Origin of the sequence: Nocardia sp. NPDC058058, assembly GCF_042885355.1 — a bacterium.
Lineage (GTDB): Bacteria > Actinomycetota > Actinomycetes > Mycobacteriales > Mycobacteriaceae > Nocardia.
The window spans coordinates 476,998-503,048 of sequence record NZ_JBHVSA010000001.1 but is presented as its reverse complement, the minus strand read 5'-3'; the positions used below and the strand labels follow the sequence as shown (position 1 = coordinate 503,048).

Annotated in this window: 20 protein-coding genes; 6 read left to right on the top strand and 14 right to left on the bottom strand. The window is 67.7% G+C overall.

Annotated elements, in window-relative coordinates; genetic code table 11:
• Positions 1 to 726, bottom strand: coding sequence for a TetR/AcrR family transcriptional regulator (locus ACFVUS_RS02260; protein WP_387761330.1), 726 nt, complete (start codon positions 724 to 726; stop codon positions 1 to 3).
• A 35-nt stretch (positions 727 to 761) separates the two neighbouring features.
• Entirely contained in the window at positions 762 to 1,997 is a 1,236-nt protein-coding gene (locus tag ACFVUS_RS02255) for a cytochrome P450 (protein WP_387761328.1), read from the bottom strand.
• Positions 1,998 to 2,245: 248 nt separating this feature from the next.
• Between ACFVUS_RS02255 and ACFVUS_RS02250 the strand changes: the two genes are divergently transcribed.
• Positions 2,246 to 3,754: a sugar transferase gene (locus tag ACFVUS_RS02250; protein WP_387761327.1), complete on the top strand. Its 1,509-nt coding sequence runs from the start codon at positions 2,246 to 2,248 to the stop codon at positions 3,752 to 3,754.
• On the opposite strand, the gene asnB is transcribed toward ACFVUS_RS02250, so the two are convergent.
• Positions 3,751 to 5,586 (bottom strand): asparagine synthase (glutamine-hydrolyzing), encoded by a 1,836-nt coding sequence (asnB, locus tag ACFVUS_RS02245; RefSeq protein ID WP_387761326.1) that lies wholly within the window; start codon positions 5,584 to 5,586, stop codon positions 3,751 to 3,753. The genes ACFVUS_RS02250 and asnB overlap by 4 nt on opposite strands.
• A gap of 108 nt (positions 5,587 to 5,694) precedes the next feature.
• Positions 5,695 to 6,276 carry a serine acetyltransferase gene (locus tag ACFVUS_RS02240; RefSeq protein ID WP_387761325.1) on the bottom strand — a complete coding sequence of 194 codons (582 nt, stop codon included), beginning with the start codon at positions 6,274 to 6,276 and terminating at the stop codon, positions 5,695 to 5,697.
• Between the two features lie 112 nt (positions 6,277 to 6,388).
• On the opposite strand from ACFVUS_RS02240, the gene ACFVUS_RS02235 reads away from it, so the two are divergent.
• A complete protein-coding gene (locus ACFVUS_RS02235; protein WP_387761324.1) occupies positions 6,389 to 8,509 on the top strand; it encodes an alginate lyase family protein in 2,121 nt (706 codons plus the stop codon).
• Here the strand turns inward: ACFVUS_RS02235 and ACFVUS_RS02230 are convergent.
• The 4 genes from ACFVUS_RS02230 to ACFVUS_RS02215 are packed head-to-tail and all read right to left on the bottom strand — an operon-like array spanning position 8,490 to position 12,952.
• The gene (locus tag ACFVUS_RS02230) at positions 8,490 to 9,062 is read right to left on the bottom strand and encodes a YdcF family protein (RefSeq protein ID WP_387761323.1); all 573 of its coding nucleotides are present in this window, start codon (positions 9,060 to 9,062) and stop codon (positions 8,490 to 8,492) included. The two genes, ACFVUS_RS02235 and ACFVUS_RS02230, sit on opposite strands and share 20 nt — an antisense overlap.
• The gene (locus ACFVUS_RS02225; protein ID WP_387761322.1) at positions 9,059 to 10,549 is read right to left on the bottom strand and encodes a lipopolysaccharide biosynthesis protein; all 1,491 of its coding nucleotides are present in this window, start codon (positions 10,547 to 10,549) and stop codon (positions 9,059 to 9,061) included. Before ACFVUS_RS02225 ends, ACFVUS_RS02230 begins: the two co-directional genes overlap by 4 nt.
• Positions 10,546 to 11,559, bottom strand: a complete 1,014-nt coding sequence (locus tag ACFVUS_RS02220) for a glycosyltransferase family 2 protein (RefSeq protein WP_387761321.1) — start codon at positions 11,557 to 11,559, stop codon at positions 10,546 to 10,548. The genes ACFVUS_RS02225 and ACFVUS_RS02220 overlap by 4 nt, the downstream gene beginning before the upstream one ends.
• 16 nt (positions 11,560 to 11,575) lie before the next feature.
• The gene (locus ACFVUS_RS02215; protein WP_387761320.1) at positions 11,576 to 12,952 is read right to left on the bottom strand and encodes a nucleotide sugar dehydrogenase; all 1,377 of its coding nucleotides are present in this window, start codon (positions 12,950 to 12,952) and stop codon (positions 11,576 to 11,578) included.
• 180 nt (positions 12,953 to 13,132) lie between these two features.
• Here ACFVUS_RS02215 and ACFVUS_RS02210 point away from each other — a divergent pair, with 180 nt between their 5' ends.
• From ACFVUS_RS02210 to ACFVUS_RS02195, 4 genes are read left to right on the top strand one after another with little or no spacing between them, the layout of a single operon-like run.
• Complete coding sequence (locus ACFVUS_RS02210; protein WP_387761318.1) at positions 13,133 to 14,467, top strand: phenylacetate--CoA ligase family protein; 1,335 nt, start codon at positions 13,133 to 13,135, stop codon at positions 14,465 to 14,467.
• Between the two features lie 13 nt (positions 14,468 to 14,480).
• Complete coding sequence (locus ACFVUS_RS02205; protein WP_387761317.1) at positions 14,481 to 15,059, top strand: hypothetical protein; 579 nt, start codon at positions 14,481 to 14,483, stop codon at positions 15,057 to 15,059.
• 14 nt (positions 15,060 to 15,073) lie between these two features.
• Positions 15,074 to 16,504 (top strand): hypothetical protein, encoded by a 1,431-nt coding sequence (locus tag ACFVUS_RS02200; protein WP_387761316.1) that lies wholly within the window; start codon positions 15,074 to 15,076, stop codon positions 16,502 to 16,504.
• The gene (locus ACFVUS_RS02195) at positions 16,501 to 18,069 is read left to right on the top strand and encodes an O-antigen ligase family protein (RefSeq protein WP_387761315.1); all 1,569 of its coding nucleotides are present in this window, start codon (positions 16,501 to 16,503) and stop codon (positions 18,067 to 18,069) included. Before ACFVUS_RS02200 ends, ACFVUS_RS02195 begins: the two co-directional genes overlap by 4 nt.
• Here ACFVUS_RS02195 and ACFVUS_RS02190 read toward each other — a convergent pair.
• The 6 genes from ACFVUS_RS02190 to ACFVUS_RS02165 are packed head-to-tail and all read right to left on the bottom strand — an operon-like array spanning position 18,030 to position 25,983.
• Positions 18,030 to 19,244 (bottom strand): glycosyltransferase family 4 protein, encoded by a 1,215-nt coding sequence (locus ACFVUS_RS02190; protein ID WP_387761314.1) that lies wholly within the window; start codon positions 19,242 to 19,244, stop codon positions 18,030 to 18,032. The two genes, ACFVUS_RS02195 and ACFVUS_RS02190, sit on opposite strands and share 40 nt — an antisense overlap.
• Positions 19,241 to 20,374 carry a glycosyltransferase gene (locus ACFVUS_RS02185; RefSeq protein ID WP_387761313.1) on the bottom strand — a complete coding sequence of 378 codons (1,134 nt, stop codon included), beginning with the start codon at positions 20,372 to 20,374 and terminating at the stop codon, positions 19,241 to 19,243. The genes ACFVUS_RS02190 and ACFVUS_RS02185 overlap by 4 nt, the downstream gene beginning before the upstream one ends.
• Positions 20,371 to 21,399 (bottom strand): glycosyltransferase family 4 protein, encoded by a 1,029-nt coding sequence (locus tag ACFVUS_RS02180; protein WP_387761312.1) that lies wholly within the window; start codon positions 21,397 to 21,399, stop codon positions 20,371 to 20,373. Before ACFVUS_RS02180 ends, ACFVUS_RS02185 begins: the two co-directional genes overlap by 4 nt.
• A gap of 48 nt (positions 21,400 to 21,447) precedes the next feature.
• Positions 21,448 to 22,854 (bottom strand): hypothetical protein, encoded by a 1,407-nt coding sequence (locus ACFVUS_RS02175; RefSeq protein ID WP_387761311.1) that lies wholly within the window; start codon positions 22,852 to 22,854, stop codon positions 21,448 to 21,450.
• On the bottom strand, positions 22,851 to 24,581 hold the full coding sequence (locus ACFVUS_RS02170) for an oligosaccharide flippase family protein (RefSeq protein WP_387761310.1): 1,731 nt from the start codon (positions 24,579 to 24,581) through the stop codon (positions 22,851 to 22,853). Before ACFVUS_RS02170 ends, ACFVUS_RS02175 begins: the two co-directional genes overlap by 4 nt.
• On the bottom strand, positions 24,574 to 25,983 hold the full coding sequence (locus ACFVUS_RS02165) for a polysaccharide pyruvyl transferase family protein (protein WP_387761308.1): 1,410 nt from the start codon (positions 25,981 to 25,983) through the stop codon (positions 24,574 to 24,576). Before ACFVUS_RS02165 ends, ACFVUS_RS02170 begins: the two co-directional genes overlap by 8 nt.
• Positions 25,984 to 26,051 lie beyond the last annotated feature (68 nt).

Sequence of the window (26,051 nt, the reverse complement as noted above, 5' to 3'; positions counted from 1 at the left end):
TCAGCCGACCACGCCGATGCTGCGGCCGATGTCGGCGAGGGTGGCGTCGAACAGGACGTCGGGGTGGGTGATGGGGATGGGGTAGTTGCCGAAGACCTCGAGGGTGACGTGGCCGTAGAGGCGGGCCCAGAATTGGATCATGACGTAGCTGACGCCGAGGTCGAGTTTTTCGGCGGGGAATTTCTGGCCGGAACCGGCCAGGACGCCGAGCAGTTCGGTCTGGAAGGCGATGAGGTCGTCGCGCAGGTCATCGGGGATGAATTCCAAAGGCGGTGTGACCACGTCGAATTCGGTGAGCAGGCGGCCGGCGGCCTCGAGGAAGAGGCGGCCGACGGGTTCGCCGAACTGCTGCATGGTGCTGCCGGATTCGGCGGCGCTGGGTGAGGCGAAGACCAGGGTGAATTCGCGCGAGTGGTCCAGCGCCCACTGCCGGAAGCCGCGGCAGACCGCGAAGAAGCGCAGGCCCGCGTCATCGGGGAGCCCGTCGGTGGCGGCGGACAGTGCCTGCGCGAGATCGTTGCAGACATCGGTGCGGATCTCCGCGACCAGTTGGTCGCGGGATTCGTAGTACCGGTAGAGCGCGGGCGCGGTGATACCCAGCTCGCGCGCGATGGCGCGCAGCGTGATCGCGTCCGGCCCCTGCTCCACCAGCAGTGACCGCGCGACGCGGCGAATATCTGCGTCACTTACCGCAGGCACTCGTCCGCGTCGGCGTGGTTCACTCATGCTCACTCCATATCAAATGATCGGGGCACGACCGATCATTCGTACTTGACCTGCCAGCTCTTGATGCCGTTGAGCCAGCCCGAACGCAGCCGGACCGGGTCCGAGACCTGGCTCAGGTTCGGCATCACATCGGCGATGGCGTTGAACATGAGGTCGATCTCCAGGCGGGCGAGGTTGGCTCCCACACAGAAGTGGGTGCCGGTGCCGCCGAAGCCTACATGCGGATTCGGGTTCCGGAGGACGTTGAACTCGAACGGCTTGTCGAAGACCTCTTCATCGAAGTTGGCGGCCGAGTAGAACATTCCGACGCGCTGCCCCTGCTTCATCTCCACACCCGAGAGCACGGTGTCCTGAAGCAGCGTGCGCTGGAAGGCGATGACCGGGGTGGCCCAGCGGACGATCTCGTCCGGAGCGGTGCGCGGACGCTGCTCGCGGTAGATCTCCCACTGCTCGGGATTGTCGACGAACGCCTTCATGCCGTGCGTGATGGCATTGCGGGTGGTCTCGTTACCGGCGACGGCCAGCAGGATCACGAACCAGGCGAATTCGTCCGAGCCCATCGCTTCGCCGTCGACGTCGGCATTGAGCAGCGTGGACATGATGTCGGCGTGCCCGTCCAGGTCGACGGGGCATTTGCGCTTCTCTTCGGCCAGGTTCCAGGAGTAGCCCATGACCTCGGCGGTGGCGACCTTGTGATCACCCTCGAAGTCGGGATCGTCGTAGGAGATCATCTGGTTGGTCCAGTCGAAGATCCGCCCGCGATCCTCCTGCGGAATTCCGATGAGCTCGGCGATGGCCTGCAACGGCAGCTCGCAGGCGACCTGGGTGACGAAGTCGCCGGAGCCGGACTTCTTGGCCTCGTGCACGATTCGCTCGGCGCGATCACGCAGCGCGTTGCGCAGCGATTCGACCGCGCGCGGGGTGAAGCCCTTGGACACGATGCGGCGCAGCTTGGTATGCCGGGGCGGATCCTGGTTCAGCAGCAGGTAGCGCTGGACCTCGATCTCCTCCCGCATGATGTCGTCGTAGAAGCGGATGACCGCGGTGTTCTCCTCGGAGGAGTACACCTCCGGAGTCTTCGAGATCTCCTTGATGTCATCCATTTTGGTGACGGCCCAATAGCCGTCGTCTTTGAATCCACTGCCTACCTGAGGAACCCAGGCGATGGGCGTGGTGCGGCGGAGTTCGGCGAACTCCTCGACGGGAAGACGCTTGGCGAGCAGGTCGGGGTCGGTGAAGTCGAACCCGGTGGGGATGGACGGCGCGGACACGGGTACCTCCTTTGGAACACGTTCCGGAGCAGTGAACCACACCACACCCCCGTTTGTGAACACCTATTAGTAAATAGGTTTCACTTGATTCCGCGGCACATCTGCGCAGCGAGCGAAATCCCTTGGGTGTCAACCTATCCGGTTCCCGTAATGCTGGCCCTGCGGCGAGCGAAACCAGTAGTATCAGCTCGGGCGTCCGATCGGGGGGATTGCCACGAGGCTCAAGTGCCGCATGATGGAGCTCCAGCATGGCTTTTCAGCTTGACGGGGAACAAACGCTCGACCGCAGTACCGCACACCGCACCACGCCGCGACCTTCGGGCAAACGGCATTGGCAGGCCGAGTACGGCCGTAGGTTGCGCACCACCGACACCCTGGTGGTCTGCGGGTCGATCGCCCTGGCCCAGCTCATTCGCTTCGGCGGACTCAACTACGACTCACCGCTGGACTGGGCGGGTGACGCGCGCATCGGCTATTCGGTCATCTCGGTGCTGCTGGCCCTGACCTGGGTGGTCTTCCTGGCGGTGGGCAATGCCTGGTCCACGACCGTCATCGGGACCGGACCGGATGAATACCGCCGCATCATCGCGGCCACCATGCGCCTGTTCGGTCTGATAGCGATCGTCTCGCTACTGCTGCGAATGGATTTCGCACGCGGCTATCTGGGCATAGCGCTACCGGTCGGTTTGCTGGGATTGATCCTCAATCGCATGCTCTGGCGCAAGTACGCGGCCCGCCGCCGCCGCTCCGGCGAGTACCTCACCTCGGTTCTCGTTGTGGGCCGCCCGGATTCGGCCCGCGAGATCATGCGCTGCTTCGAACGCGATGCGGCGGTGGGCTATTCGGTCACCGGCGTGTACATCCCCTATGCCGAGGACGAGACGGCCGAACCCGCCGAGACCGATGCCGATCTCCCGATCCTGACCGAATCCTCGGTGCTGGACGCGGCGCAGGCGGTCGCGGCCGATACCGTCGCCATCGCCGCCACCGAGGAGCTCGGCACCCAGGGCATCAATGATCTGGTCTGGAAGCTGGCCCCGCTGGGCATCGATCTGGTGGTGACCCCGGGCGTGGTGGATGTCGCCGATCAGCGCCTCTCGATTCGCCCGGTCGCGAATCTGCCACTGCTGCATATCGAGAAGCCGCAGTACGATCGCGCCAAATCCTTCGGCAAGGCGGCCTTCGACTTCGTCTTCGCCACGCTCGCGCTGCTCGCGGTGTCACCGGTGATGATCGCCATCGCGCTGATGGTCAAGTTCACCAGTCCGGGTCCGGTCTTCTACCGATCCGAGCGGATCGGCTTGAACGGCGAACCGTTCCGCATGATCAAGTTCCGCAGCATGTGCGAGGACGCCGATAAGGAACTGCACAATCTCCAGGCCGAGAACGAGGGCGCGGGACTGCTTTTCAAGATGCGCGAGGATCCGCGCGTCACCCCGATCGGCCGCGTGCTGCGTCGGCTCAGCCTCGATGAGCTGCCCCAGTTCATCAATGTGATCCGGGGTGAGATGAGCGTGGTCGGCCCGCGCCCGCCGATGCGCAGCGAGGTCGAGCGCTATGACGGCAAGGTGCGCCGCCGCCTGCTGGTCAAACCGGGCGTGACGGGTCTGTGGCAGGTCTCGGGCCGCTCGGATCTGTCCTGGGAGGAGGCCGTGCGCTTGGACCTGTCCTATGTCGAGAACTGGTCCATGGTGCAGGATCTCATGATCATCAAGCGCACCATCTTCGCGGTGGCGCGCAGCGACGGCGCGTACTAGCCGACCAGGCGGCGCTGAAGTTCGCGGTGCCAGACCTCGAGCGAGAGCAGCGTCCAGATGCGCGGCTGTTCGTCCCGCACCCCCGTAGTGTGCGCTTCCAGCAGGCGGCGCACGGCGGTGCGGTCGAAATTCTCCCCGACGAACGAGGACGGCCCGTCCAGCAGATCGAACGCCATCTCGCGCAGGTGCCCGCGGAACCATTCGTCCAACGGCACCTTGAACCCGACCTTGGGCCGATCCACCAGATCCACCGGAAGGTGTTTGCGCGCCAGCTCTTTCACGATCCACTTGGAGCTGCCGCCGCGCACCTTGACGCTGCTGGGCAGCCGGAAGGCCAGTTCGGCGACCCGGTGGTCCAGGAACGGCGGCCGCAGTTCGAGTGAGGCGGCCATGGACATGCGGTCACCGCGTTCGAGCAGATTGTCCGCGAGCCAGGTGTGCACATCGGCATACAGCATGCGGCGCAGGGGATCTCCGCGCCCGGCCAGGTACGGATCCAGCACGGTGCGCTGGGCCGGACCGCCGAGCAGCCGGTCCCGTTCGCGCGTGGTGAAGGGCGCGAACCAGCCGCGCATGCGCTCGGCGTGGTTCGGCTCCGACAGTGCCCGCAGCGCGACGGTCAGGCGCGCCCGGCTCGCGGGCAACCGTCCCTCGAGCAGCCGCAGCGGGCCGCCCGGAATCATCCCGGCGAGCCGGGTGACCTGTGCGAACTGATATTTCGGATAGCCGCCGAACAATTCGTCGCTGCCCTCACCGGACAGCACCACCTTCACGTGTTCGCGAGCCAATTGCGCCAGCCGGTACACCGCCACATCGGCGGGTTCGGACAGCGGTGAGTCCCGATGCCAGCTCAGCCGCGCCCATTCGTCCTGGAAGTGGCCGGGCGTGATGGTGGTTTCGTGGTGGTCGCTGCCCACGATAAGCGCCGCCTTACGCGCCCAATGGGTTTCATCGACCCGGGAGTCCCCGAAGCCGGCGGAGAAGGTGTGCAGACCCGCTCCCCCGCGCTCCCGCGCCACCAGCGCGCAGATCAGGCTGCTGTCGACGCCGCCCGAAAGGTACGCACCCACCGGCACATCCGCGATCAGGGCATCGCGCACCGATTCCCGCAGCGCCTGATCCAGCAGATCGACGGCCGCGGCCGGGGTGACGTCCAGCTCTTCGGAGTGATCCGGCAGTTTCCAGTACGCCTCGATCCGAATGGTCCCGTCGGCGCGCACCACCAGGTGATGACCCTGCGGCACTTTGCGCACCCCGTCGATGAAGGTGTACGGCGCGGGCACCGAGCGGTGCGCCAGGAAGTCGTGCAGGCTGGCGGTGTCCACCCGCGGTGAGTCGATCACCGGGTACAGCGCCTTGATCTCCGAGGCGAAGGCGAACACGGTATCGGTGGCGTAGTAGTACAGCGGCAGAATGCCGAGTCGATCCCGGAACAGATGCGTCTCACCGGTCGCGGAATCATGGATGGCATAGGCGAATTGGCCGCGCAGGCGGCTCACCCCGGCCGCCCCGTAGCGCTCGTAGATGCCGAGCAGCACCTCGGTGTCACCGCGCGTGGTGAACGGGTAGTCCAGGTCCCGGCGCAGTTCGCGATAGTTGAGGATCTCGCCGTTGAAGGTGAGGTGGGTGGTCCCGGTGGCGCCGGTCATGGGCTGCGCGGAGGCGGATAGATCGATGATCGATAGCCGGGTGTGCGCGAACCCGACCGGCCCGTCACACCAGAGGCCGTGATCGTCGGGTCCGCGGTGGTGCAGCGCCGCACTCATATCGGTGAGCAATTCCTTGCTGACCGGTCCCCCGTCGAATCGGCGCACACCGACTATTCCGCACATCGATTCCCCCTTTGCCCGCACCCGTCACGCACGTCGTGACCGAGCCTGTACCGCCAGCCTAGTCGCGCCGTCGCCGCGTGGGCGGATCTACGAAACCTCTTGAATCCGTTATGGTTTCGCAACATTCGCAACCGACTCCGGCGACGCGGCGGTGTGCTCGCGGAAGTCGTGGATGATTTTTGCCGGTACTCCGGCGACATGCACATCGGCGGGAACGTCCTTGATGACCACGGCGCCTGGGCGCACCTCTACACGGTCCCCGACCGTGACGCCGACGATCACCGCGTTCGGACCGATGAATACGTCGTCGCCGATGACAGGGTAACTTCCCGGCGCACCGCTCGCCAGCGATACACCCTGGTGGATCCGGCAGCGCGCGCCGACCCGGGCCTCCGGGTTGACCACCAGTGTTCCGGCGTGCGCGATGGAGAGTCCGGGTCCGAAGACATTGCGCGGCACGGTGAATCCGAGGCGCTCGCCGAGCAGTTTGGTGCGCAGCGCATACCAGGCGAACACCATTCGGCCGATCGGATCGGTGCGCACGTTGTACCAGTACTCGGACTTGCGCAGCAGGCGCTGAAAATACAGTGGGCGATAGGTGAGCCGATGGTGCGGACGCCAGCGGGTGAGCTGATGTCCGGCCAAATCCGCTGCGAGATAACGCCGTAGGCTCTCCTTGGAATCGATCACGGGGAGATGATCCCGCACAACTCACCGGGTCCACAACCGATTCTCGCGGTATCGTCCTGTGCGTTGTCGACACAGCGGGGGCGCGGCGGACGCCCGGTCGGAAGGGGCGATCGTGAGCCGGCTGACCTGGTATGTCCATCGATTGCGGGCCATGGACGGGCAGGAAATACTGTGGCGCGCGGGCAGATTGCGTCAGCGCCTGGCGGCCAGACAGGTGAGCTGGGAGACCGCCGCCGACGGCCTGTTCGGGCGCACCCGGCCCGATTTCGACGCACTGCTGCGGGAGCTGCGCGCCAATGCCGGGCGACCGGTGCTGCTCGATCAGGCGCGGGCCGCCCGCATCGCCGATACGCGGCCCGAGGCGGCCGCGGCGGTGATCGCGGCGGCCGAACGGGTGCTGACCGGCAAGCTGGCCTTCTTCGGATATCCGCCCGCCGGACTGGGTCCGATCATCGACTGGAATCGGGATCCACTCTCGGAAACCCGCTGGCCCAGTGTGAGTTCCGAGCGCATCGACCATCGCACCGCGGACGGCGATCCGAAATGGATCTGGGAGTTGAACCGGCTCCAGCATCTGCCGCTGCTGGCGCAGGCGTGGCTGTTCACCGGTGAGGAGCGCTTCGCCGAGGCGGTATTCGAGCATTTGGACAGCTGGATCGAACAGCAGCCGCCGGGGGCGGGCATCGCCTGGCGCGGGGCCTTCGAATGCGGAATCCGGGCCATATCGGTGGGTTTCGCGCTGCAGGGCGTGCGCGACGCACCGGGTCTCACGCCCGAGCGCTACGGCGCGTATCTCACCATGCTCGGGGAGAGCGCGCGGCGCTGCTGGGTGGAGCGTTCGCTGTACAGCTCGGCCAATAATCATCTGATCGGTGAGCTGACCGGACTCGCGGTGGTGGCCATCCTGTTTCCCGAACTGCCCGCCGCCGCGACCTGGCAGCGCGACGCGCTGGCCCTGCTGACCGAGCACGCGGATCGCCAGCTGCTGCCCGACGGCGCGGGCGCGGAGCAGGCCATCGCCTATCAACTGTTCACGGTGGAGCTGCTGGCCCTGGTGTACACGCTGCTGGCGCTGAAATACGAACCGCCGCAACGACTCGGGGCGGCCATCGCCCGGAGCTCGCGGTTCCTGGCGTTGCTGGTGGGCGATGCCGATCCGCAGCCGCGCTACGGCGATGACGACGGCGGTTTCGCGCTGCGGCTCGGACCCGAGCACTACCGCACGGTGCGGGACCATCTCGGCATCGCCGATGCGGTGGTGCCCGAACCCGCGGCGACCCGGGCGAGCACGCCGACCATCGCGGCCGACTGGCTGCGCGATGCGCTCGGCTCGGCCGCCGTGCCCGCGCCGGAACCGGCCGCGGACGGTTACGCGCCCGACGGCGGCGTGGTCGTACTGCGTTCCGGGCGGCGGCGCGTGCTGATGGATATCGGTGCGCTGGGCTATCTTTCGATCGCCGCGCACGGGCACGCCGACGCGCTGTCGGTGACCGTGGCGCTGGACGGCGCGGACATCATCGGCGATCCCGGCACCGCCAGCTATTACGGGCATCCGGTCCAGCGCACGGTGCATCGCGGTACGCGTGCGCACGCGACGGTCACCGTCGACGATCTGGATCAGTCCGTGATGGGCGGGCCGTTCATGTGGAGTGAGCACGCCGAGGTGCGGGTACGCGCGGTCGATCTCGTCCGGGGTGTGGTGGATGCCGAACACCATGGTTATCGACGGCTGGAGGAACCGGTCACGCATCGGCGGTGGCTGCTCGCGCCACCGGGCGCGCGCGAGGTGATGGTGGTGGATCTGCTGTCCGGCACCGGGATTCACTCGGCGCGGGTGTCCTGGCCATTGCATCCCGCGCTCACCGCCGAGCCCGCCGACTACGGTCATCTGCTCTCGCGGGGCGGTGAGCCGGTACTGACGCTGGCCTATGCCGCGACCGTACCGCTGGGCACCGAACAGTCGCACGGGGATGAGGCCACCGATCTGGGCTGGTGGTCCGAACTACTCGAATCGCGGGAACCGTCCTGGCTGGTCGGCGCGCACTGTACGGGTGCGGCGCCGGTCGCGATCATCACGGTGCTCACCCTGGATCCGACGCCGAGCCGGGGCCTGCGAATCACCCACTCCGGCAGCGAGATCCGGGCGCACTGGGAGCGCGGCGGCATCGCGCGCGAGCTGATGATCGATACCGGGCGGGACGGTGCGGCCGTGCTCAGCACCCCGGATCGATGAAGGCCCGGACGTAGCCCGCGCTCTGATAGGCGTACGACCACGCCCAATACCACGGTGAGATATCCCCCGGGCTGGGCTCCATGATCAGCGCGCCGCCGAAGCACTGTTCCAGGATGTAGCGCGCCCGGGACAGATGCGGGCGCATGGTGACGACGATGACGGTATGCCAGCCGCGCGCGTTCGCCAGCGCGCGCAATTGCCGTCCCTCACCGAGGGTGGTGGGCGGATCGGGCGCGAAGCAGATGAGGGTGAAGCCCTGCTGCGGGGTGTGGCAGGGTTCGCGCACCTCGTCGATATCGGTGTCCTCGCCATAGGGATTGGAGAACAGCACGGTCGAGGCGTAGCCCCGGCGGGCCAGGTCCAGGCCGTAGGCGTAGCGGTCGACGCCCTCGCCGCCGAGTACCAGGACGGCGTCGGCATGGCGTAGCGAATCGACCTGGGGGCGCACGTAGACGGGGTAGCCCGCACCGATGAGCGCGGCGATCAGCGTGAGCACCGCGGCGGCCGCGTAGAGCCGCCGACGAGTGCGCCGCTCCCGCACCTGATCGCTCATCCGCGCCGTGCCGCCGACCAGACGGGGCGCAGGGTCGCGGGTGAGATCGCCTGGAGCACCGATGCGAATACGGTGAGGAAGCCGAGCGTCTCCAGCACGATCAGGGCCAGCCCGATGGCCACGCCACGGGTGCCCGCGTGCAGTACGCACTGCTCGAGCAGCCCGGTACCGACCGCCGCGACCACCCCGGCGACCAGGGCCGGTACGAGGCAGCGCGATAGTTCGCCACGGGACACCCCGACCACTTTACCCGCCAAGATCAGACCGGTAAGTCCGGTGGCCAGCGCCGAAATCGACAGTGCCACACCGACTCCGGTCAATCCGTGCGGTAGCAGCAGCAGTATCAGGGGTATCGCGGACACCGCGCCCACCCCGGTCATCCAGTTGATCAGCTGCGGTCGCCCGGCACCCTTGAGCGCCTCGGCGCACACCGACATGAGGGCATAGCCCACGCCCACCCCGCACATGGCCTCGACCAGTTGACCCGCCCCGCGCCACTGCTCGCCGAGCAACAGCGTCACCGCGGACTCACCGAGCGCGGCGAGCAGCGTGGACGCCGGTATCACCGCCAGCCACATCCAGCCGAGCGCGACGAGGAAGCCGCGCCGGAACCGTTCCCGCTCCCCCGCGATCCGTGCGAACGCCGGAAACAGCACGTACGAACAGATTTGAATGATCGCCATGACCGGCAGGAACGCCAGCCGCCGCCCATTGCGATAGTTGCCGAGCGCCGAAGTCTGTAGGCGATGCCCGACCAGCACCACCTCACCCGCCTCGATGGCCCGCTCCACCACGCTCTCCAGCAGCAGCGGAAACGCGAAAACCGCCAGCTCCCGCCACAATCCGACCCGGAAACGCGCGCGCCCCGGCCGCCAGCCCGACAGCCACCACGCGGCGACCACGGACACCGCGACCGAGACGTAGTACCCGGTGACCAGCGCCCAGACCCCGAACCCACACGCCGCCAGCGTGATCGCCATGATCGCGAACGACGCGGCGTTCAGCGGATCGACGATGACCCGCCGCTTGAACTGGAAATCGCGCTGCATCAAGGCATCCGGCACAGCCAGCAGCGAAGTGAGCAGCACCGTGCCCGAGGAGACGGCGGCCACCTGCCCGACCTGCGAATTCCCGAAGACATGCGAGAGCACCGGCGCGGTGGCCAACAGCAGCCCCGCCAACACGGCACCGGAGATGAGCGTCGCCCAGAACACCGTCTCGGCGGCATCGGCCACCTGATCGCGCCGCTGAATCAGCGCATGGCTCAGCGAACTGTGCGAGAAGACCACCACGAACCCGGTCAGCACCGTACCCGCGGTGAAAACACCGACCTCGCCGGGCGACAACAGGTGTGCGAGCACCAGCGTCTGTACGAGTGCGATCAGTTGGACCGAGGCGACCCCCGCGGCCGAGAGCGCGGCACCCCGCTTGAGGATGGCGAGCAGCCCGCCGCCCTTGGCCTGCTCGCCCAACTCCTCGGCGGTCACCGTTTGACGGCGGTGACGACCCGGCCTGCCGTATGCGCGACGCGTTCGGTCACGCGCTGTTTGAGCGGGTGGATCCGGCGCAGCACCCCGGGGATCGTGTTGACCGACACGATGATCGCCGCCGCCCGGACCGTGCGGCGCTGGCCGAACGCCTCGCGGGCCGCGACCCGGGCATCGCGGTCCTTGCCCGCCAGCAGGGCCTGTTGCGCGCGATGCAGGAAGACCCAGTAGCGGAAGGTGCGCAGCGTCGTGTCCAGGGCCGCCTTCTCCTTCGGGTCATTGGGCGCGGCCCAGGCGAAGGAGCGTTCCAATTCGGCCATGAAGGATTCGACCTTGGCCGGATCGCGGGTCATGGAATCCCCGCGCAGCCGGAAGCGCGCGAGTCGTTGCGGCAGTACGCGAATGTCGTACTTGCCGACCATGCGAATCCAGATGGCGACGGACTCGTGCAGTTCCTCCCCGCCGCGGTCGTAGCCGCCGACGGCCTCCCAGGCTTCACGGCGGATCGCGGCGGTGTAGTACGGCACCAGGCCGCCGAGCAGGTCGGTGAGGGTGAGCGGGGCGGCCGGGTCCGGCTTCTGCTTCACATTGGTGGACCGGTAGTAGCCGGTGGGCAGATCCGCGCCGGAGTCGTCGAAACGAAAAGCGTCGCAACCGATGGCGTCGATATGCGGGTCGGCTTCGAATGCGCGCGAAATGGTTGCGCAGAAGGCGGGCATGACCTGATCGTCACTGTCCAGCACCACAATGTACCGACCGGTCGCGATTTCGGAAGCGGCCATCACACCGCCGTCATAGCCCTTGTTCTCCTGTCGCACCAGCCGGATGCGCGGATCATCCGCGCGCGCCCGGACAATCTCCGCGATCTCCTCGGACATCCCATTGTCGACGACGATCAATTCCCAGTCCGAGAACGTCTGCGCCACCACCGAATCAATGGTGTCGCCGAGATAGTCCTCGGTCTTGTACGCCGTTGTCAGAAAGCTGAACGCGGGAACGGAAGTCCCCATGAAACACCCCTTACCGCTACCACCCGATGCCCAGATATCCCGGCCGCTGCCGCCGCTGCGCGGCCCCCGGCAACCGCACCAGATCGATGACGGTGTGCTCGGGGCCGAGCCCGTCGATGGCGGCGACCACCTCGGGTTCGGCACTGCCCGCGATGAATATCTCCCCGTGCGCGAGAACCGTTGCAATGTCATCGGTGAGCAGTTCGCCGATATGCGGCAGCCGCTCCTCGATGAAGGCGCGGTTCGCGCCCATCAGCCGGGACAGCGCCACGTTCGCATCGTAGATCCGCACGTCATAGCCCTTGCCCAGGAGTCGCTCGGCGAACTCCACCATGGGGCTCTCGCGCAGATCGTCGGTACCGGATTTGAACGAGAGCCCGAAGATGCCGACCCGGCGCCGGCCCAGTCCGATCACCAGCTCCACCGCGCGCCGCAGCTGGGACTCATTGGAGGCCAGCACATTCGACAGCACCGGCAGTTCCAGATCGTGCTGGCGCGCGGTATGGGTGAGCGCCCGGACATCCTTGGGCAGACACGAGCCGCCGAAGGCGAAGCCGGGCCGCAGATAGGCGGGGCTGATATTGAGTTTGGTGTCGGCCAGGAAGATATCCATCACCGCGTGCGAGTCCAGGCCGAGTTCACTGCACAGCGCACCGATCTCATTGCCGAAGGTGACCTTGAGCGCGTGGAAGCTGTTATCCACGTATTTCGTCATCTCGGCCACCGGAATGGGCACCCGGAAACGCGGTCCGGGCAGTTCGTCGTACAGGCTCATCATTTCCGCGCCGGTGCGCTCATCGGTCTCGCCGACAACGGTTTTGGGCGGATTCTCGAAATCGCGGACGCTACTGCCCTCGCGCAGGAATTCCGGGTTCACGCACACCCCGAAATCCACCCCGGCCTTCTTACCGGACGCCTGTTCCAATATCGGAATCAGTTTTCCGGCGCAGGTGCCGGGCACCATGGTGCTGCGATAGGCCACCACGTGCCAGGCGTCCTTGACCGCGAGCGCCTCGCCGATCTCCTGGCTCACCCGCTCCAGATACGCGGTGGACAGCCCACCGCCCGGCGCGGACGGCGTGCCCACGCAGACGATCGAGATATCGCTCGCCACAACGGCTTCGGCGACCTTCTCGGTGACCGTCAGCCGCCCGGAGCCGACCACCTCGGCGATCACCTCACCGATCCGCTCCTCCACCACGGGCGTGCGGCCCTGGCGGATGAAGTCGGTCTTCTGCGGGTTCACATCCACCCCGATGACCGCGTTGCCGCGGGCCGCGAGGCAGGCCGCGGACACACACCCGACATAGCCGAGTCCGAATACACTCACCCCCAGCGCGCGCCCCCGGCGCTGTTCCTGTTCGTTTGCCATCAGCCGGTCGTGCTCGTCCATCTGTACCCCATCAGGGATCGTCGCTACCGCTATTTAGCTTTATACCAATGTATTCCGTGATTCGTTCGAGTTAGGATCGTCCTGTGGAACGCGCGACGGGTCCCCGTGTACGTCGCGGTCGGGGGTGAGGAAGTCGAGGCCGAGGTGTGTCGCGGGGTCGGCTGGGGGGTTGCTGAGTAGATGACATTGTCGAGCGCGGGCCTGAGCATGAAATATCGGCTCCGGCGCGCTCACCCGCGTCGCGGTGCGATCGGGCGCATGCTCGCGGGTCTGGAGGGGGCCGACGCGGAGCAGATCCGACTGTTCCAGGAGCGCCGTTTGCGCGCCCAGGTGCAGCTCGCCGCCCGCCGTTCCCCGTTCTACCGCGAGTTCTTCGCCACCAATGAGGTAGCGCCGCAGGATATTCGAACCCTCGATGACCTGGCATTACTGCCGCTGATCTCGCGCCGCGAACTCGCCGAGCGATCCGAGGACTTCCGCACCGTGCCGCGCCGCCTGATGTGGTCGGTGCGCTCGAGCGGCACCTCCGGTGTGCCCATCGCGTGCTATCGCACGGTGAATTCCTCGGTGTTCGAAATGGCGGCCATGGAGCGCCAGTGGAGCTGGTTCGGCCTGCCCGCGGACGCCCGGCGAATTGTGCTGCGCGGTAGCGGGTTCGCCAGCGACGGCACCCGCGGGCCGACGCTGGCGGTGCCCGGCGCGCGCCAGCTACTGGTGTCCAGCTATCACCTCACCCCCGATCGAATCGATGTGATAGCCAATGACATTCGCCGCTTCCGGCCCGATGCCATTGAGGGATGGCCGTCGAGCATCGCGTTGCTGGCCGCACTGCTGCGCGATCGGCGCACCCCGATACCGATGCGCGCCATCATCACCTCCTCGGAACTGATGGCCCCGGGCCAGCGTGCGCTCATGCGCGAGGTGTTCGGCGGCCCGATCGTCGATCACTACGGCCAGACCGAACGGGTGGCCATGGCGGGCACCTGCGAGGCGGGCGGCTATCACGTGTTCCCGCACTACGGTGTGGTCGAGTTGCTGCCGGTGGCGGGTTCGGACTCACGCTGGGAGATCGTCGGAACCTCCTTGCAGAACAAAGGTTTTCCGCTGTTCCGCTATCGCACCGGTGACGAAGTGCGCCCGGCCGCGCCCGGTCCGTGCCCGTGCGGGCGGGCGTTTCCGCTGCTGGGCGTGGTGGACGGCCGGGTGGAGGACACCTTCGTCGCCGCCGATGGCAGACCGCTGCCGCTGCCGTCCAGTGTGGTCGACGATCTGAGCGGTTTGCGCGAGGCGCAGATCGCCCAGTTGCGGCCGGGCGTCTTCGAACTGAGAGTGGTACCCGGCACCGGATTCTGCGAATCGCGGACCATCGCGCATGTGCGGCGCAATGTGGCGCAGCAGTTCGGGCCGGGACAGGAGGTCGGGTTGCGGGTCTTCGACCGACTACCCCGGCCGCCCAGCGGCAAGCTCAAGACAGCGGTGGTGGAACGCGAGCGTGCGAAACGGCTACAGCCATGACGGATGGGCAGTCATGACGAAAGGGAAAGTGGCCGTGCGAATGGCGAGAACGGTTGTGCTGGTGGCGATCATGCTGCTGGCGGCGGCCTGCGGGGGCGGGGGCGCGGCACCGAAGCACGCGCCGACGACGACCTCGGCGGCCCCGATCGACGAGTTCGTCGCCAAGACCAGAACTCCCGATCCGGGTGCGGTCGGCATCGGGCTGACTAATATTTCGCTCTCCCGCACCGATAAGTCCGATCGGGTGACCTTCGGGTTCACCGGGACCGCGGTGCCCGGCTGGGCGGTGCACTATGTGACGCAGGCGGTCTCCAATACCAATACGCAGGCGGTGTTTCCGGTGACCGGGCAGTCGATTATCGAGGTGCTCATTCGTGAGGCGGCCAATCCGTTCGAGACGGGCGTGCCGCCGTACGCGGGGCCGTTGATCCTCACCGATCCCACCCTGGCCACGGTCGGCGAGGTGCGCTACGCCAGCGCGCTGCGTGGGGTGACGCAGGCGTTCATCGGCCTGTCGACCCCGCAGCGTTCGTTCCGGGTGTCCGCGCAGACCGATCCGGTCCGGATCGTGGTGGAGGTCGACCACAAATGAGCACGCCCGCGACAATGAGCACTCCCGCGACCGAACCGGTCACTCCGAATGCGTTACAGGTCATCCGGGATCGCGTCTGGCAGCGCCGCTGGCTGGTGCTGGCGATCGCGCTGGTGGTGACGTGCGGTGCGTATCTGTCGGCGCACGGCAAGGCCACCGTCTACACCAGCCGGGTGCTGGTCTCGGCGGCCTCGACCCGGCCGCCGACCCAGGACGCCATTCTGGCGCAGGGCTACACCTACTACCTCAACGATCCGACCTATCAGTCGAGCCTGCGCCAGAAGCAGGGCTTCCCGGCCGATATCAGCGGTTTCTCGGCCGAATTCGTCACGGCCAGCCCACTTTTCTACGTTCAGGTGGTGGCGGCCACGCCGCAGGCGGCGACCACCGCGGCCCCGCAGGTCGCGCAATTGTTCATCGAGGACATCAACGGCCGCCTCGATGCCAGCCGCAATGCCACCGCCGCCGATATGACCGCGGCCATGCTGCGGGTGTGGGGTGATCGGCTCACCGCCAATGATCCCAGCGCGTTCAGCGCGCAGATCCAATTGCAGCAGCAGATCGATCAGCTCAATGCCAATGCGGCCAACCGGCTCACGGTATTGCAGAACGGTGCGGGCGCGATGGCGATCGGGCCGGGCAAGACCCGCACGCTGGGCACCGGCATGGTCGGCGGGGTACTGCTCGGCGTGGTGGTGGCGCTCATGGCCGGGGCGTCCACGCGCAGACTATATTTCGACTACGACGTGGTGGAGAAGACCGGTATCCGGCCCTTCGATGTCATTCCGCCCGGCGGTTCGCCCGCCCTGGACGCGCGCCGCGAGGTGGCGCTGCGACATGTGGCCAATCTGGTGGCGCGGGCGGCCACGCACTCCCCGACTTCGATTGCGGTGGTGCCGGTTTCGGCGGGGCGCAGCGCCGATCAGATCGCCCGCGCCATTGCCGAGCAGCGCGCGGCGCAGGGGTCTCGCACGGTCTTCATCAATGCCGATCTGCGGACCGCGGATTACGGGCCGCGGCAATGGGGCGTGGCGGAGTATCTGCGCGGGCTGGTCGGCGATGTCCGGGAGCTCGTCAAGAACCGGGCCGAGGAGGGTTTCGCCGAGATCGCCGCCGGTGAGGCGACCTCGGATCCGTATCCGCTGTTCGATCGGGACCGGGTGCGCGAGCTGCTCCGAAGTGCCGGGGCCAGTTCCGATCTGGTGATCGTGGCATTGCCGCCGATCGGCAGTGCGCCCGAATCGCAGATCGTCGCCGATCTCGCGGATCTGACCGTGCTGGTCATCGAACGCGGAACCACCCGGGTGCCGGAGGTGACCGAGGCGGTGCGCGCGGTGAATCAGGTCGGCGCGCAGGTCGTGGGCGCATTGTTCGTGGACACCACCGAATACCACCCGACCGTATGGGACCGGCTGCGCCCGAAGCGATTCCGGACCACCCCGTGACCGCCGTGCTGGAGCGGCTGACCCGGCTCGGCCGCACCCCGGACGGTCCGCTGCCCTTCCGCACGCCCTCGGCGGACCGGCTGGGTCAGCTCGCGGTCATCGCGACCGCCATGATCGTCGGGCTCGGGGCCATGCTCGCGGTATCCCCGAAGGCTCCCGGCGGTATCGGCACCGTCGCGGCGGCGGGCGGTATCGCCGCCGTGCTGGTGGTGATCGGCCTGCGGGATCCCCGCTGGGCCTTCGTCTTCCTGATGGTCGCCACCTTCCTGCGCCCCGCGATTCCCAAGATCCTGCCGACCACGGACCCGTTCATCCTGGCGTTCGGCGGTCTGCTCATCGCCACGCTGGCCTGGGTGCGCGGACATCCCGAGCGCCGGGTCTCACTGGGCGCGCTGGAATGCGCCATGGCGCTATACCTGCTGTGGAATATCGATTCGATTCTGCAACCGCACGAGTACAAGCCGATCCTGTATCCGCTGACCGGGGTGATGCTGGATCTGTGGCGGTATCTGATCATCGGCACCGGTATCCCGTTCGCCACCTATCTGATGTCGCGGATGATCTTCGATACCCGCAGGGCCGTGGGCTTTCTCATCACCACGCTGCTGTCCTGTAGCGCCTATTCGGCCTGGGTCAGCATCATGCAGTTCCACGGCCCGAAGGCGCTGGTGTGGCCCAAATACATTGTGCTGGCGCCGGCCTGGTCCGATCGCGCGGTGGGGCTGCCCAATCAGCCGGAGGTCAACGGGCTGATCCTGATCGTCGGCTATGTGCTGGCGCTGGTGCTGCTCGGGGCCGAACAGCGGCCGCGCTGGCATAAGGTCCTGCTCGCGGTGATCGCGGCCGCGTGCGCGTATTCGGTGTTCCTCACCCATACCCGTTCCATCTGGCTGGATTTCGCGGCCGTGGTGGTGGCCGGAATCGTGCTGGGAAAGGGGTATCGGACCGGATTCGTGGCGACCGCGCTGGGCACCCTGGCGATCATCGGCATGAACTGGAGCACCTTCACCAGCTCCGACCGCAAGGCGGGCGGCGTGACCTCGACCAATGAGGTGTACGACCGGCTCAATGCCGATGCCACCGCGGTGTGGGCGTTCCTGCAGAAGCCGTGGAGCGGCTGGGGCCTGGGACGCTTCGTCTCGGTGAATACCTATCGGCACCAGCAGTATTCGCCGACCACCCCGTGGGAGCGCGGACTCGGCATTCCGGCGCATGAGACCGAGCTCGGCATTCTCGCCGAACTGGGCATCATCGGCCTGCTGCTGTGGCTGACCGTGCTGGTGCTGCTGTCCCGCCGCCTGATCCTCGCGTTCCTGCGACTACCGGCGGACGGCCTGATGGGCCGCCCGCTGGCATTCATCGCACTGACGGCGCTGATGTGCCTGGTGCTCGGCGGCCTGTTCGTGGATCTGCGGCTCTTCGACTATCCGAGCACCATGGTCTTCGCCCTGGTGGGCGCGGCGGTCGGAGCGGCGGATCGGGCGTCCAAACGCACGATCCCCGATCCGCTCGCCGCGGGTGCGGATCAGCGCGCGGCGGTGCGGGCGCGGAAGACCCTGGCGTAGAACTCGATCAGGTTCTGCCGCGAAGTGTCCCAGGACAATTCGCGTTCGACCCGGGACCGTCCGAACGCGCCCATGCGTTCGCGGCGGGCCGGATCGTCCAGGAGTTCGGCGATGGCCTCGGCGAAGCCCAGTTCGTCATTGCCCGCGACATAGACCGCCGCCGCACCCGCCGAGACGCGGGCCTCGGTGAGTTCGAAGGACACCAGCGGCCGCGACATGGCCATGTACTCGACCACCTTGTTCATGGTCGACACATCGTTGAGCGGGTTGTGCGGATCGGGCGAGAGGCAGATATCGGCGGTGGAGAGTCCGGTCTGCACGAACTCGTCCGGCACCCGGCCGGTGAATTCCACCAGATCCTCGAGTCCGAGCTCCTTGGACAGCGCGACCAGATCGTCGAAGGCGTCGCCGCCGCCCATGAACAGGAAGTGGGTGTCGGTGCGCCCCAGCTTGTCCCGCAGCAGCGCGATCGCGCGCAGGGCGTAGTCCACGCCGTCCTGCGGACCCATCACCCCGAGATACGCACCGAGATAGGGCTTTCCGCGCTTGAGCGACGGATCCGGTTCGCGGGGCACGAACCTGCTCAGATCCGGTGCGCTGCGCACCACGGTCACCAGTTCCGGGGCCATATGCCCGCGCCGGATCGCCACCTGCCGATAGCTCTCATTGGTGGAGATCACCGCGTCCGCGCAGGCGAAGGTGATGCGCTCCAGCAACTTCGAGACCCGGTACAGCGGTCCCCCGCCCCCGCCGAAGCGGGACAGGAACAGCTCGGGCACCAGATCGTGGTGATCGAAGACGAAGCGGGTGCCGCCGACCCGCAGCACCAGCGCGATCAGGAACAGCAGATCCGGCGGATTGCAGGCCTGCACCACATCGATCGGCCCCTCCCGCCGCACCTTCCACGCCAGGCGCAGGGTGTGCCACAGCGCCAGCGAGTATTCGCGCAGATATCCGGCCGGGCCGCCGGTGGCGGCGCGCAGCGGGTAGCGCAGGATGCGCACGCCTTCGATGGTCGCCTCGGGTTCGCGATCCTGCTTCGCGCCCATGGGACAGATGACGGTGACCCGGTATCCGGCATCGACCAGGGCCCGGCTCTCCTGCCAGACCCGGCGGTCGAAGGGCACCGATAGATTCTCGACCAGTATCAGAATGTGTCCGCTGTGTCCGCTCACCGATTCACGACCTCTTCCAGGGCCTGCTCCGCGCCCGCGATGCTTGCTTTCAGGGTGAAATTCGCTTCGACGCGATCGCGCGCCGCCAGGCCCATGCGCTTGCGGGCCCGGGGATCGCCGAGCACCTCGATGAGGCGTTCGGCCAGTTGTTCCGGATTCCGCGGCGGGACAAGGTATCCCGTCTCGCCGTCGGCGATCATCTCCGGGACGCCGCCGACCGCCGTGCACACGGCGGGCCGGGCCGCCGCCATGGCCTCGAGCAGCGCCATGGGGAAGCATTCGACGCTGTAGCTGCTCAGCACCACGATGTCCATGGCGCGCAACAGGTCCGGGATATCGGGGCGGTTGCCCGCCAGGATGACGCGCCCGGACAGTCCGAACGCCTCGGTCCGGGCCTGGATCGCGGCGCGTTCGGGACCGTCGCCGACAATGAGAAACCGTGCCGCCGGGATCTGCTCGGCGACCAGTCGCGCGGCGGCGAGAAAGGTCGCGTGATCCTTTTCCGGTCGCAGCGCGGCCACGATGCCCACGACGAGATCATCGGCTCCGATGCCGAGCGCTGCCGCCGCGGTGCGATCGTCGGCGATCTCGAACGCCGAGGGTTCGACGCCGTTGTAGATCACCTTGATCTTGGACTCGGGATAGCCGAGTTCGTCCGCCATATACCGGATCTGCGCGCGAGCGACGCCGAAGTACGCGCTGGTGCGCCGATCCAGAATGCGATCCACCACGGCCCGGAAGCGCCCGCGCGGCTCCACATCGCCGTAGTTGTGCACCCACACCACCGAATGCGGCACCCCGGCGCGCCAGGCGGCGATCCGGCCCAGCGCCTCGGCGTTGTAGCCGCGGGTGATCACCACATCCGGGCGCTGTTCGCGCATGGCCCGGATGAGTTCGCGCAGCGCCGGCGCGGCCTGCCGTTTGCGGTAGTGCAGCGCCTTCGCGGGTACGCGGCCCGCGGCGAGATCGGCGAAGAGTTCCCCCTCCTCGCCGATGCAGATCACCGACGGCTCGAACCGGGTCCGGTCCAGATTCGGCAGCAGCGTCGTCACATGTCGTTCGGCCCCGCCGACCCGCAGATCGGGAACCACGTAGAGCACTCGAATGGGCTCTCGCGCAGTGCTGTTCATCGTGCGATCTCCCGGTAGATGCCGTCGAAGCGGCGGCACACGACCTCGATGTCGAATTCGTCGCGCACGCGTTGCAGCGCGGCCGCGCCCAACCGCGCGCGCAGTTCGGTATCGCGCACCACCCGGCCGAGGGCATCGGCCAGCGGCTGCACCTCACCCGGCGGCACCATGAGCCCGCAGCGTTCGTCGATCAGATCGGGGATGCCCCCGACCGGGCAGGTGACCACGCAGAGTCCGCGCGCCATCGCCTCCAGGATCGCCATCGGCTGGCCTTCGCGATGCGAGGGCAGCACCAGCACCTGCGAGGCCGCGATCAACGCCGGAATCTCGTGCGGCCCGATCCATCCGGTGACCTCGACGCTGTCCGCGATACCGAGTTCGGCGACCAGCTCGCGGGCCCGCTCCACCGCACCGTCGCCGGCGACGATCAGCCGGGCGGGTGCGTCGGAATCGAACGGCAGCAACCGCTGCCAGGCCTCCAGCAGGGTGAAGGTGCCCTTGCGTTCACCGACCTCGCCGAGGAACAGCACCTGCACCGGCGCCGCGGAATGCTGTTCCACCTGTTCGGCGGGACGAATCGCATTGGACACCACGATGATCCGGGATTGCGGCGCGATCTCGCGCAGTGCCACCGCCCACGGTTCGCCGAGCGCCACCACCACCGCCGCACCCCGCAGCGCATCGCGGATGGCGGCCCGGAGCAGCCCGGGCGAGCGATCGTAGAAGACGCTGAAGTCCGAGCCGTGCACATGCAGCACAACGGGTTTGCGGGTCGCGCGCGCGATCAGCTCGAACAGGTACTTACGCGGAAAGCTGCCGTAGGACGACAGGTGCAGGTGCACGATCGCGGGCCGGTGCACCGCCAGCCGATAGAGGTAGACGAAGACCGCCTGCGTGTAGGCGGCCAGTTTGGTGGCGATACCGCCGTCGCGATGGGTGGCGACATGTCGGATGTCCCATTCCATCCAGATGGGCGTCTCACGCATTTCCCGCACGAAGGTCGCCACCCCGCCGCGGGTGGACATGCTTGTCGACACCCACAGGGCCCGTTGCCGTTTCATAGCCGTCCGTGGTTACTCGGGTCCGCGCGACGGGGTGAAGACCCGTTCGCCCGGCGCTGCCGCGGGCGCCGGTGGGCGGGTGGCCACATCGCCACTCGCCTCCTGCGGCGCATCGATCAGTACCGCGCCCAGCACGGTGGTGTCCACGGCCGCGAGCAGGCGGTGCGCCCGCCGGGCCGCGGCGGCGACGGTCGTATTGCGTTCCAGCACCACGACCGAGAGTCCGGTGGTCGCCGCGAGCACCTGGGTCTCGACGGCGTCCAGCAGCGGCGGCGCGATCACCACCACGAAATCGGCGCGGTCGTGCAATTGCGCAAGCAGCCGGGAGAACCGTTCGCGACTCAGCGCGGTGAACGGGTCCTCACCGGTGCTGCCGGGTGGAAGTTCGGTCAGGTACGGATTGCGCGTCTTGAGCAGTGCCTTGCCGAGATCGGCTCGGCCCACCAGCAATTCGGCGACGCCGACGCCGCGGGTGCGGCGCAGATCGGCGTGCACCAGAATCGTGCGCACTCCCTGGCGGGCGCGTTCGTCGGCGATGGCGCGGGCCACGATCTCGGCTCCGGCGCCGGGTCCGGGCGCGGTCACCGTCACCGCCGCCCGGGTCGCGGGCGCGGCCAGGCCGACCGCGGTCACCACCTGCTTGAGCGCCCGATCCCGTTCGGCGGCGGTCTTTTCCGTATCCGGGGGCACCACCGCCAGCGCGGTCATTCCGGCCTTGCGCTCGATATCGTCCGCGGTGCGCAGTCGCCGCGACACCACGCCCACCACCAGTGCGATCACACAGCCGATGAGCAGTCCGCCGACGCCGTACGCCATCAGGGTCGGCCAGGTCGTCGGATTCGTGCGCACCACATCCGAGGCCAATTGCAGATCGATGAGCTTGTTCGAGGTGTCGGCGTTGATGCGGTTGATCTGATCCTGCATCTGGGTCAGCGAGACATCGCTGACCACACCGTTGGCGGCGCGGATATCGTCGAACGGTTTGCGCACGGCCGCGATGGCGGCGTCCTGGGCGGCGCGCAGCCGGGCATTGATCTCATCGCGGAAAGCGTTGCCCGCCTTGGCCGCGGCGTCCTGGGCGAGCTGCGGTGTGCTCGCGGTGGCCTCGATGTACAGGATCGGGCTCGACGCCACCGTGCGGGCGGCCAGGCCCACCGACTTGGGCAGACCCGTGGTCGATTTGAGTTTGGCCTGGTACGCCGGATCGCCGAAGTACTGGGCGTAACCCACCGAGAGCACCGCGTCCTGATCGGGCGCGCGATTGGGCGAGCCGACGGTCATGGCGACCCGGCCCGTATACGTCGGCTGCGCGTCGCGGGTGCTCAGGAATCCCAGCGCCACCGCCAGTGCGACGGCCGCCAGCACCAGCCATTTGCCGCGCCAGATTCGTAGTAGGTGAACTCGTGCGGCGCTGTTCAATTCTTCTCCCTCGAAGAGCGGGGCTCCGCGTTCCCGGATATCGCCGTCCGGGAGTCGTCGTTACGTCTGGGCTTCAATCGTGCTGCCAGCCGGGCGAATCCGCGGACCACGTCCGGGGCCAGCGCGGCCAGCACGAGCAAGTAGATCGCGGTGAAGGCGAGCGTGTCCAGGATGAGCAGCCCGACCGCGAGCAGCAGCGATCGCGAATCCGAGTGCAGCACCTGATGTTCCAGGTACCAGGTCGCGGCCAGGGCCAGTGCGGCGGCGGGCAGCGGTGGTCCGATCGCGCGAATCAGCGCGAGCAGCGGCACCCCGAGCGCGGAGCGCGCCAGCGTGGTCACCACCACCGCGACCACCATCGCCGTGCCCGAGGTGGCCAATCCGACACCGGTCAGACCGTAGAACTTCACCAGCACCAGCAGCAGGCCGATGCCGAGCACGATCTCGATCGCGGTCTGCCAGTTCAACAGTGTGGTGCGGCCCGCGCCCTTGATGGCTTCCTCGCTGACGCTCATCCAGGCCTTGCCGAGTCCGAGTCCGGCCATGGCGACCACGAGCGCACCGGCTTCGCGCCAGCGCTCGCCGAAGACCACCACCACCGCGGGTTCGCCGAGCGCGATGATGAGCCCGGACAGTGCGGCCGCGCCGACGGTGGCGAGCCGGATGGCGCGCAGATACGCGGCCCGCATCCGTGCGGGATCGCCTTCCTCGGCAATGCGCGCGAACGCCGGAAAGAGTGAGAAGGCACCGACTTCCACGATGAATCGCACCGGAATCTGCGCGATGCGCTGCCCGTAGCGGTAGTGCCCGAGCGCGGCCGAACTGAGCCCGCGCCCGACCACCGCGGCCTCCACCGTGCTCTGCACGCGCGAGCCGAGCATATTCACCACCACCGGTGAGCCGTAGCGCGCCAGCTCCCGCCACAACTTGATGGAGGCGCGCCCGCGTCCCGGCCGCCAGCGGGCCAGCCACCACACCGTGATCACCCAGACCACATAGGAGGCGTAGCTGCCGATGACCATGCTCCAGACGCCGAAGCCGAAGATGGCCAGCACCACCGACACGACCGCGAAACTGATCGACACCGCCGGGCCGACGATGATGCGGCGCTTGACGCTGAAATCGCGCTGTAGCAGCGCTTCCGGCACATTGGTGAGCGCGAAGATGAGCAGGAAGCCGGAGGTGGTCGCGGCGATCATGCCGATGGTGCGATTGTGGAAGACCATGCCGATGATCGGGGCGGCGGCCAGCGCGCCCAGCGTCATGGCCAGGCCGTTCACGAACGAGGCCCGGAACACCGTTTCGGCGGCGTCCTCGACCTGCGATTCACGCTGTACCAGACCGGATCTGAGCCCGCCTTCGACGAAGGTGGTCAGCAGCATGGTGAGCACCGTGCCCGCCGCGAAGATGCCCACCTCGGCGGGACTGAGCAGCCGGGCCAGCGCGATGGTCTGCCCGAAGGACACCAGTTCACTGAACGCCAGCGCCGCCGCCGAGGCCAGCGCCACCCGGCCGACCTGTTTGGTGAGCGTGGAATCGCCTGCGGGCCCGCCGGTCTCGGCGGTCACCGCCACCGATTCGACCGTGGGCGGTGCGCCCGGTTCGATCCTGGTCAGCGCGGTGGGCAGGTAGATCTGGACGGTATCGGCGTCGTGCACATGCCGCAGGATCAGGTCGTAGGCTCGGATGGAGCCCCGGCCCGGTACATCGCCGTCGTGTCTATGCATGCTCGATATGCGTTCGTTCGAGCAGGTCGAATAGTCGGTCGTAGACCTGCTGACTACTCGCCACCTGTTCATCGGCCCTGGCGCACAGGGTGTCCCGCAGTGCGGGTGCGTCCTCCCAGGCATCGGCGATGGCGGCGCGCAGGCGTTCACCGAATTCGGGATCGTCGAAGTGGATCAGGCGCACGCCGCCCTTGAACATATCGTCCAGGCCGAGGAATTTGTCGTCGTAGTACTCGGTGGAGGTCAGCGCGACCACCGGAATGCCCTGGCTCAGTGCGAAGACCGCGAGATGGTAGGCCCCGGTGACCAGTACCCGGCACCGCGACAGCTGAGCGGCGACATCGGCCGGGCGCACGAATCGATCCACGGGCGCTACCGGATTCGCGCTGCCGCGCACCAGCGGCACGGTGGTGGCGCGATCGGGTGAGCCCGGGGTCTCGGCGATGATGAGCGGTACCAGCCGGGCCCCGAATTCGGCGGCGGCCGCGCGCACGGCGATGCCGACGCCGTCCTGTGCCAGCCGGGCCACCGGTGAGTATTTGGCGACCCGCAGACAGACGCCGATATCGCCGCCGATCCCGGCCGCGCGCGCATCGCGCGCGAGTTCGATGGCGTCATCACCGGTGACGGTCGCCGCACCCGGCGAAACCCCGAGTGATTCCAGCAGTTCCGGACCGCGCCTGCGCTCGCGCAAGGCGATGAGCGGCAATTTGGTCAGTACCCGGGCGGCCTGCGCGGTGAGTTCCGGATCGCGCAGCGGGCCGATCCCCTGCCCCACCAGCGCCACGGGTATGCCCGCGTCGCTTGCGTATTCGAGCAGGTCCAGCACCCGCCCGGCCTGCGGGATATCGGCATCGGTGAGATAGCCGCCGCCGAGCCCGACGACCAGCGACGCTTCGCGCACCGCCCGAGCCGCCCCGGGATGACGCCGCTCGATGCGCGGCCCGGTGTGCTCGGCGACGGCGGCCACATCGTTCGGGACATCCGCGCTGTCGCCGGGCGGCCTGCCCGCTTCCGCTGCTGCCGGGCCGACACCGCCGTCGCGCAGCCGGTCCCGGACTCGAATCGCCCTGGGCAGCAACCAGGCTCGCGCCCGCAGCCACGATATGGCCACCGGCCCGACGACCGCCGGACCCAGCGCCGCCGCCAAGCGTTCATTCAACGGTGGCGCGCCCCAGGGATCGCGGTCGCCGACGGTGATGCCGACCGCGCCCGGAAAGTAGGCCGCCACCAACGACGGCGATTCGGTCATGATGCCGATGCGCGCCAGCGGCCAGCGGGCGCGCAGACGGCGCACCGTCACCTCGAGCATGGCTACATCGCCGTAATTGCGGAGCCAATACTCGCTGTTCTCGATGAGGATCCGATGACCCGATCCCCCACAGGGAAGTCCGATTCCCATCTTCGACCTCCCCCGGCCACACCCGTGCCGTAGCTTGCGTCCGGCTTCGACTGCACTTGCAACAGTAA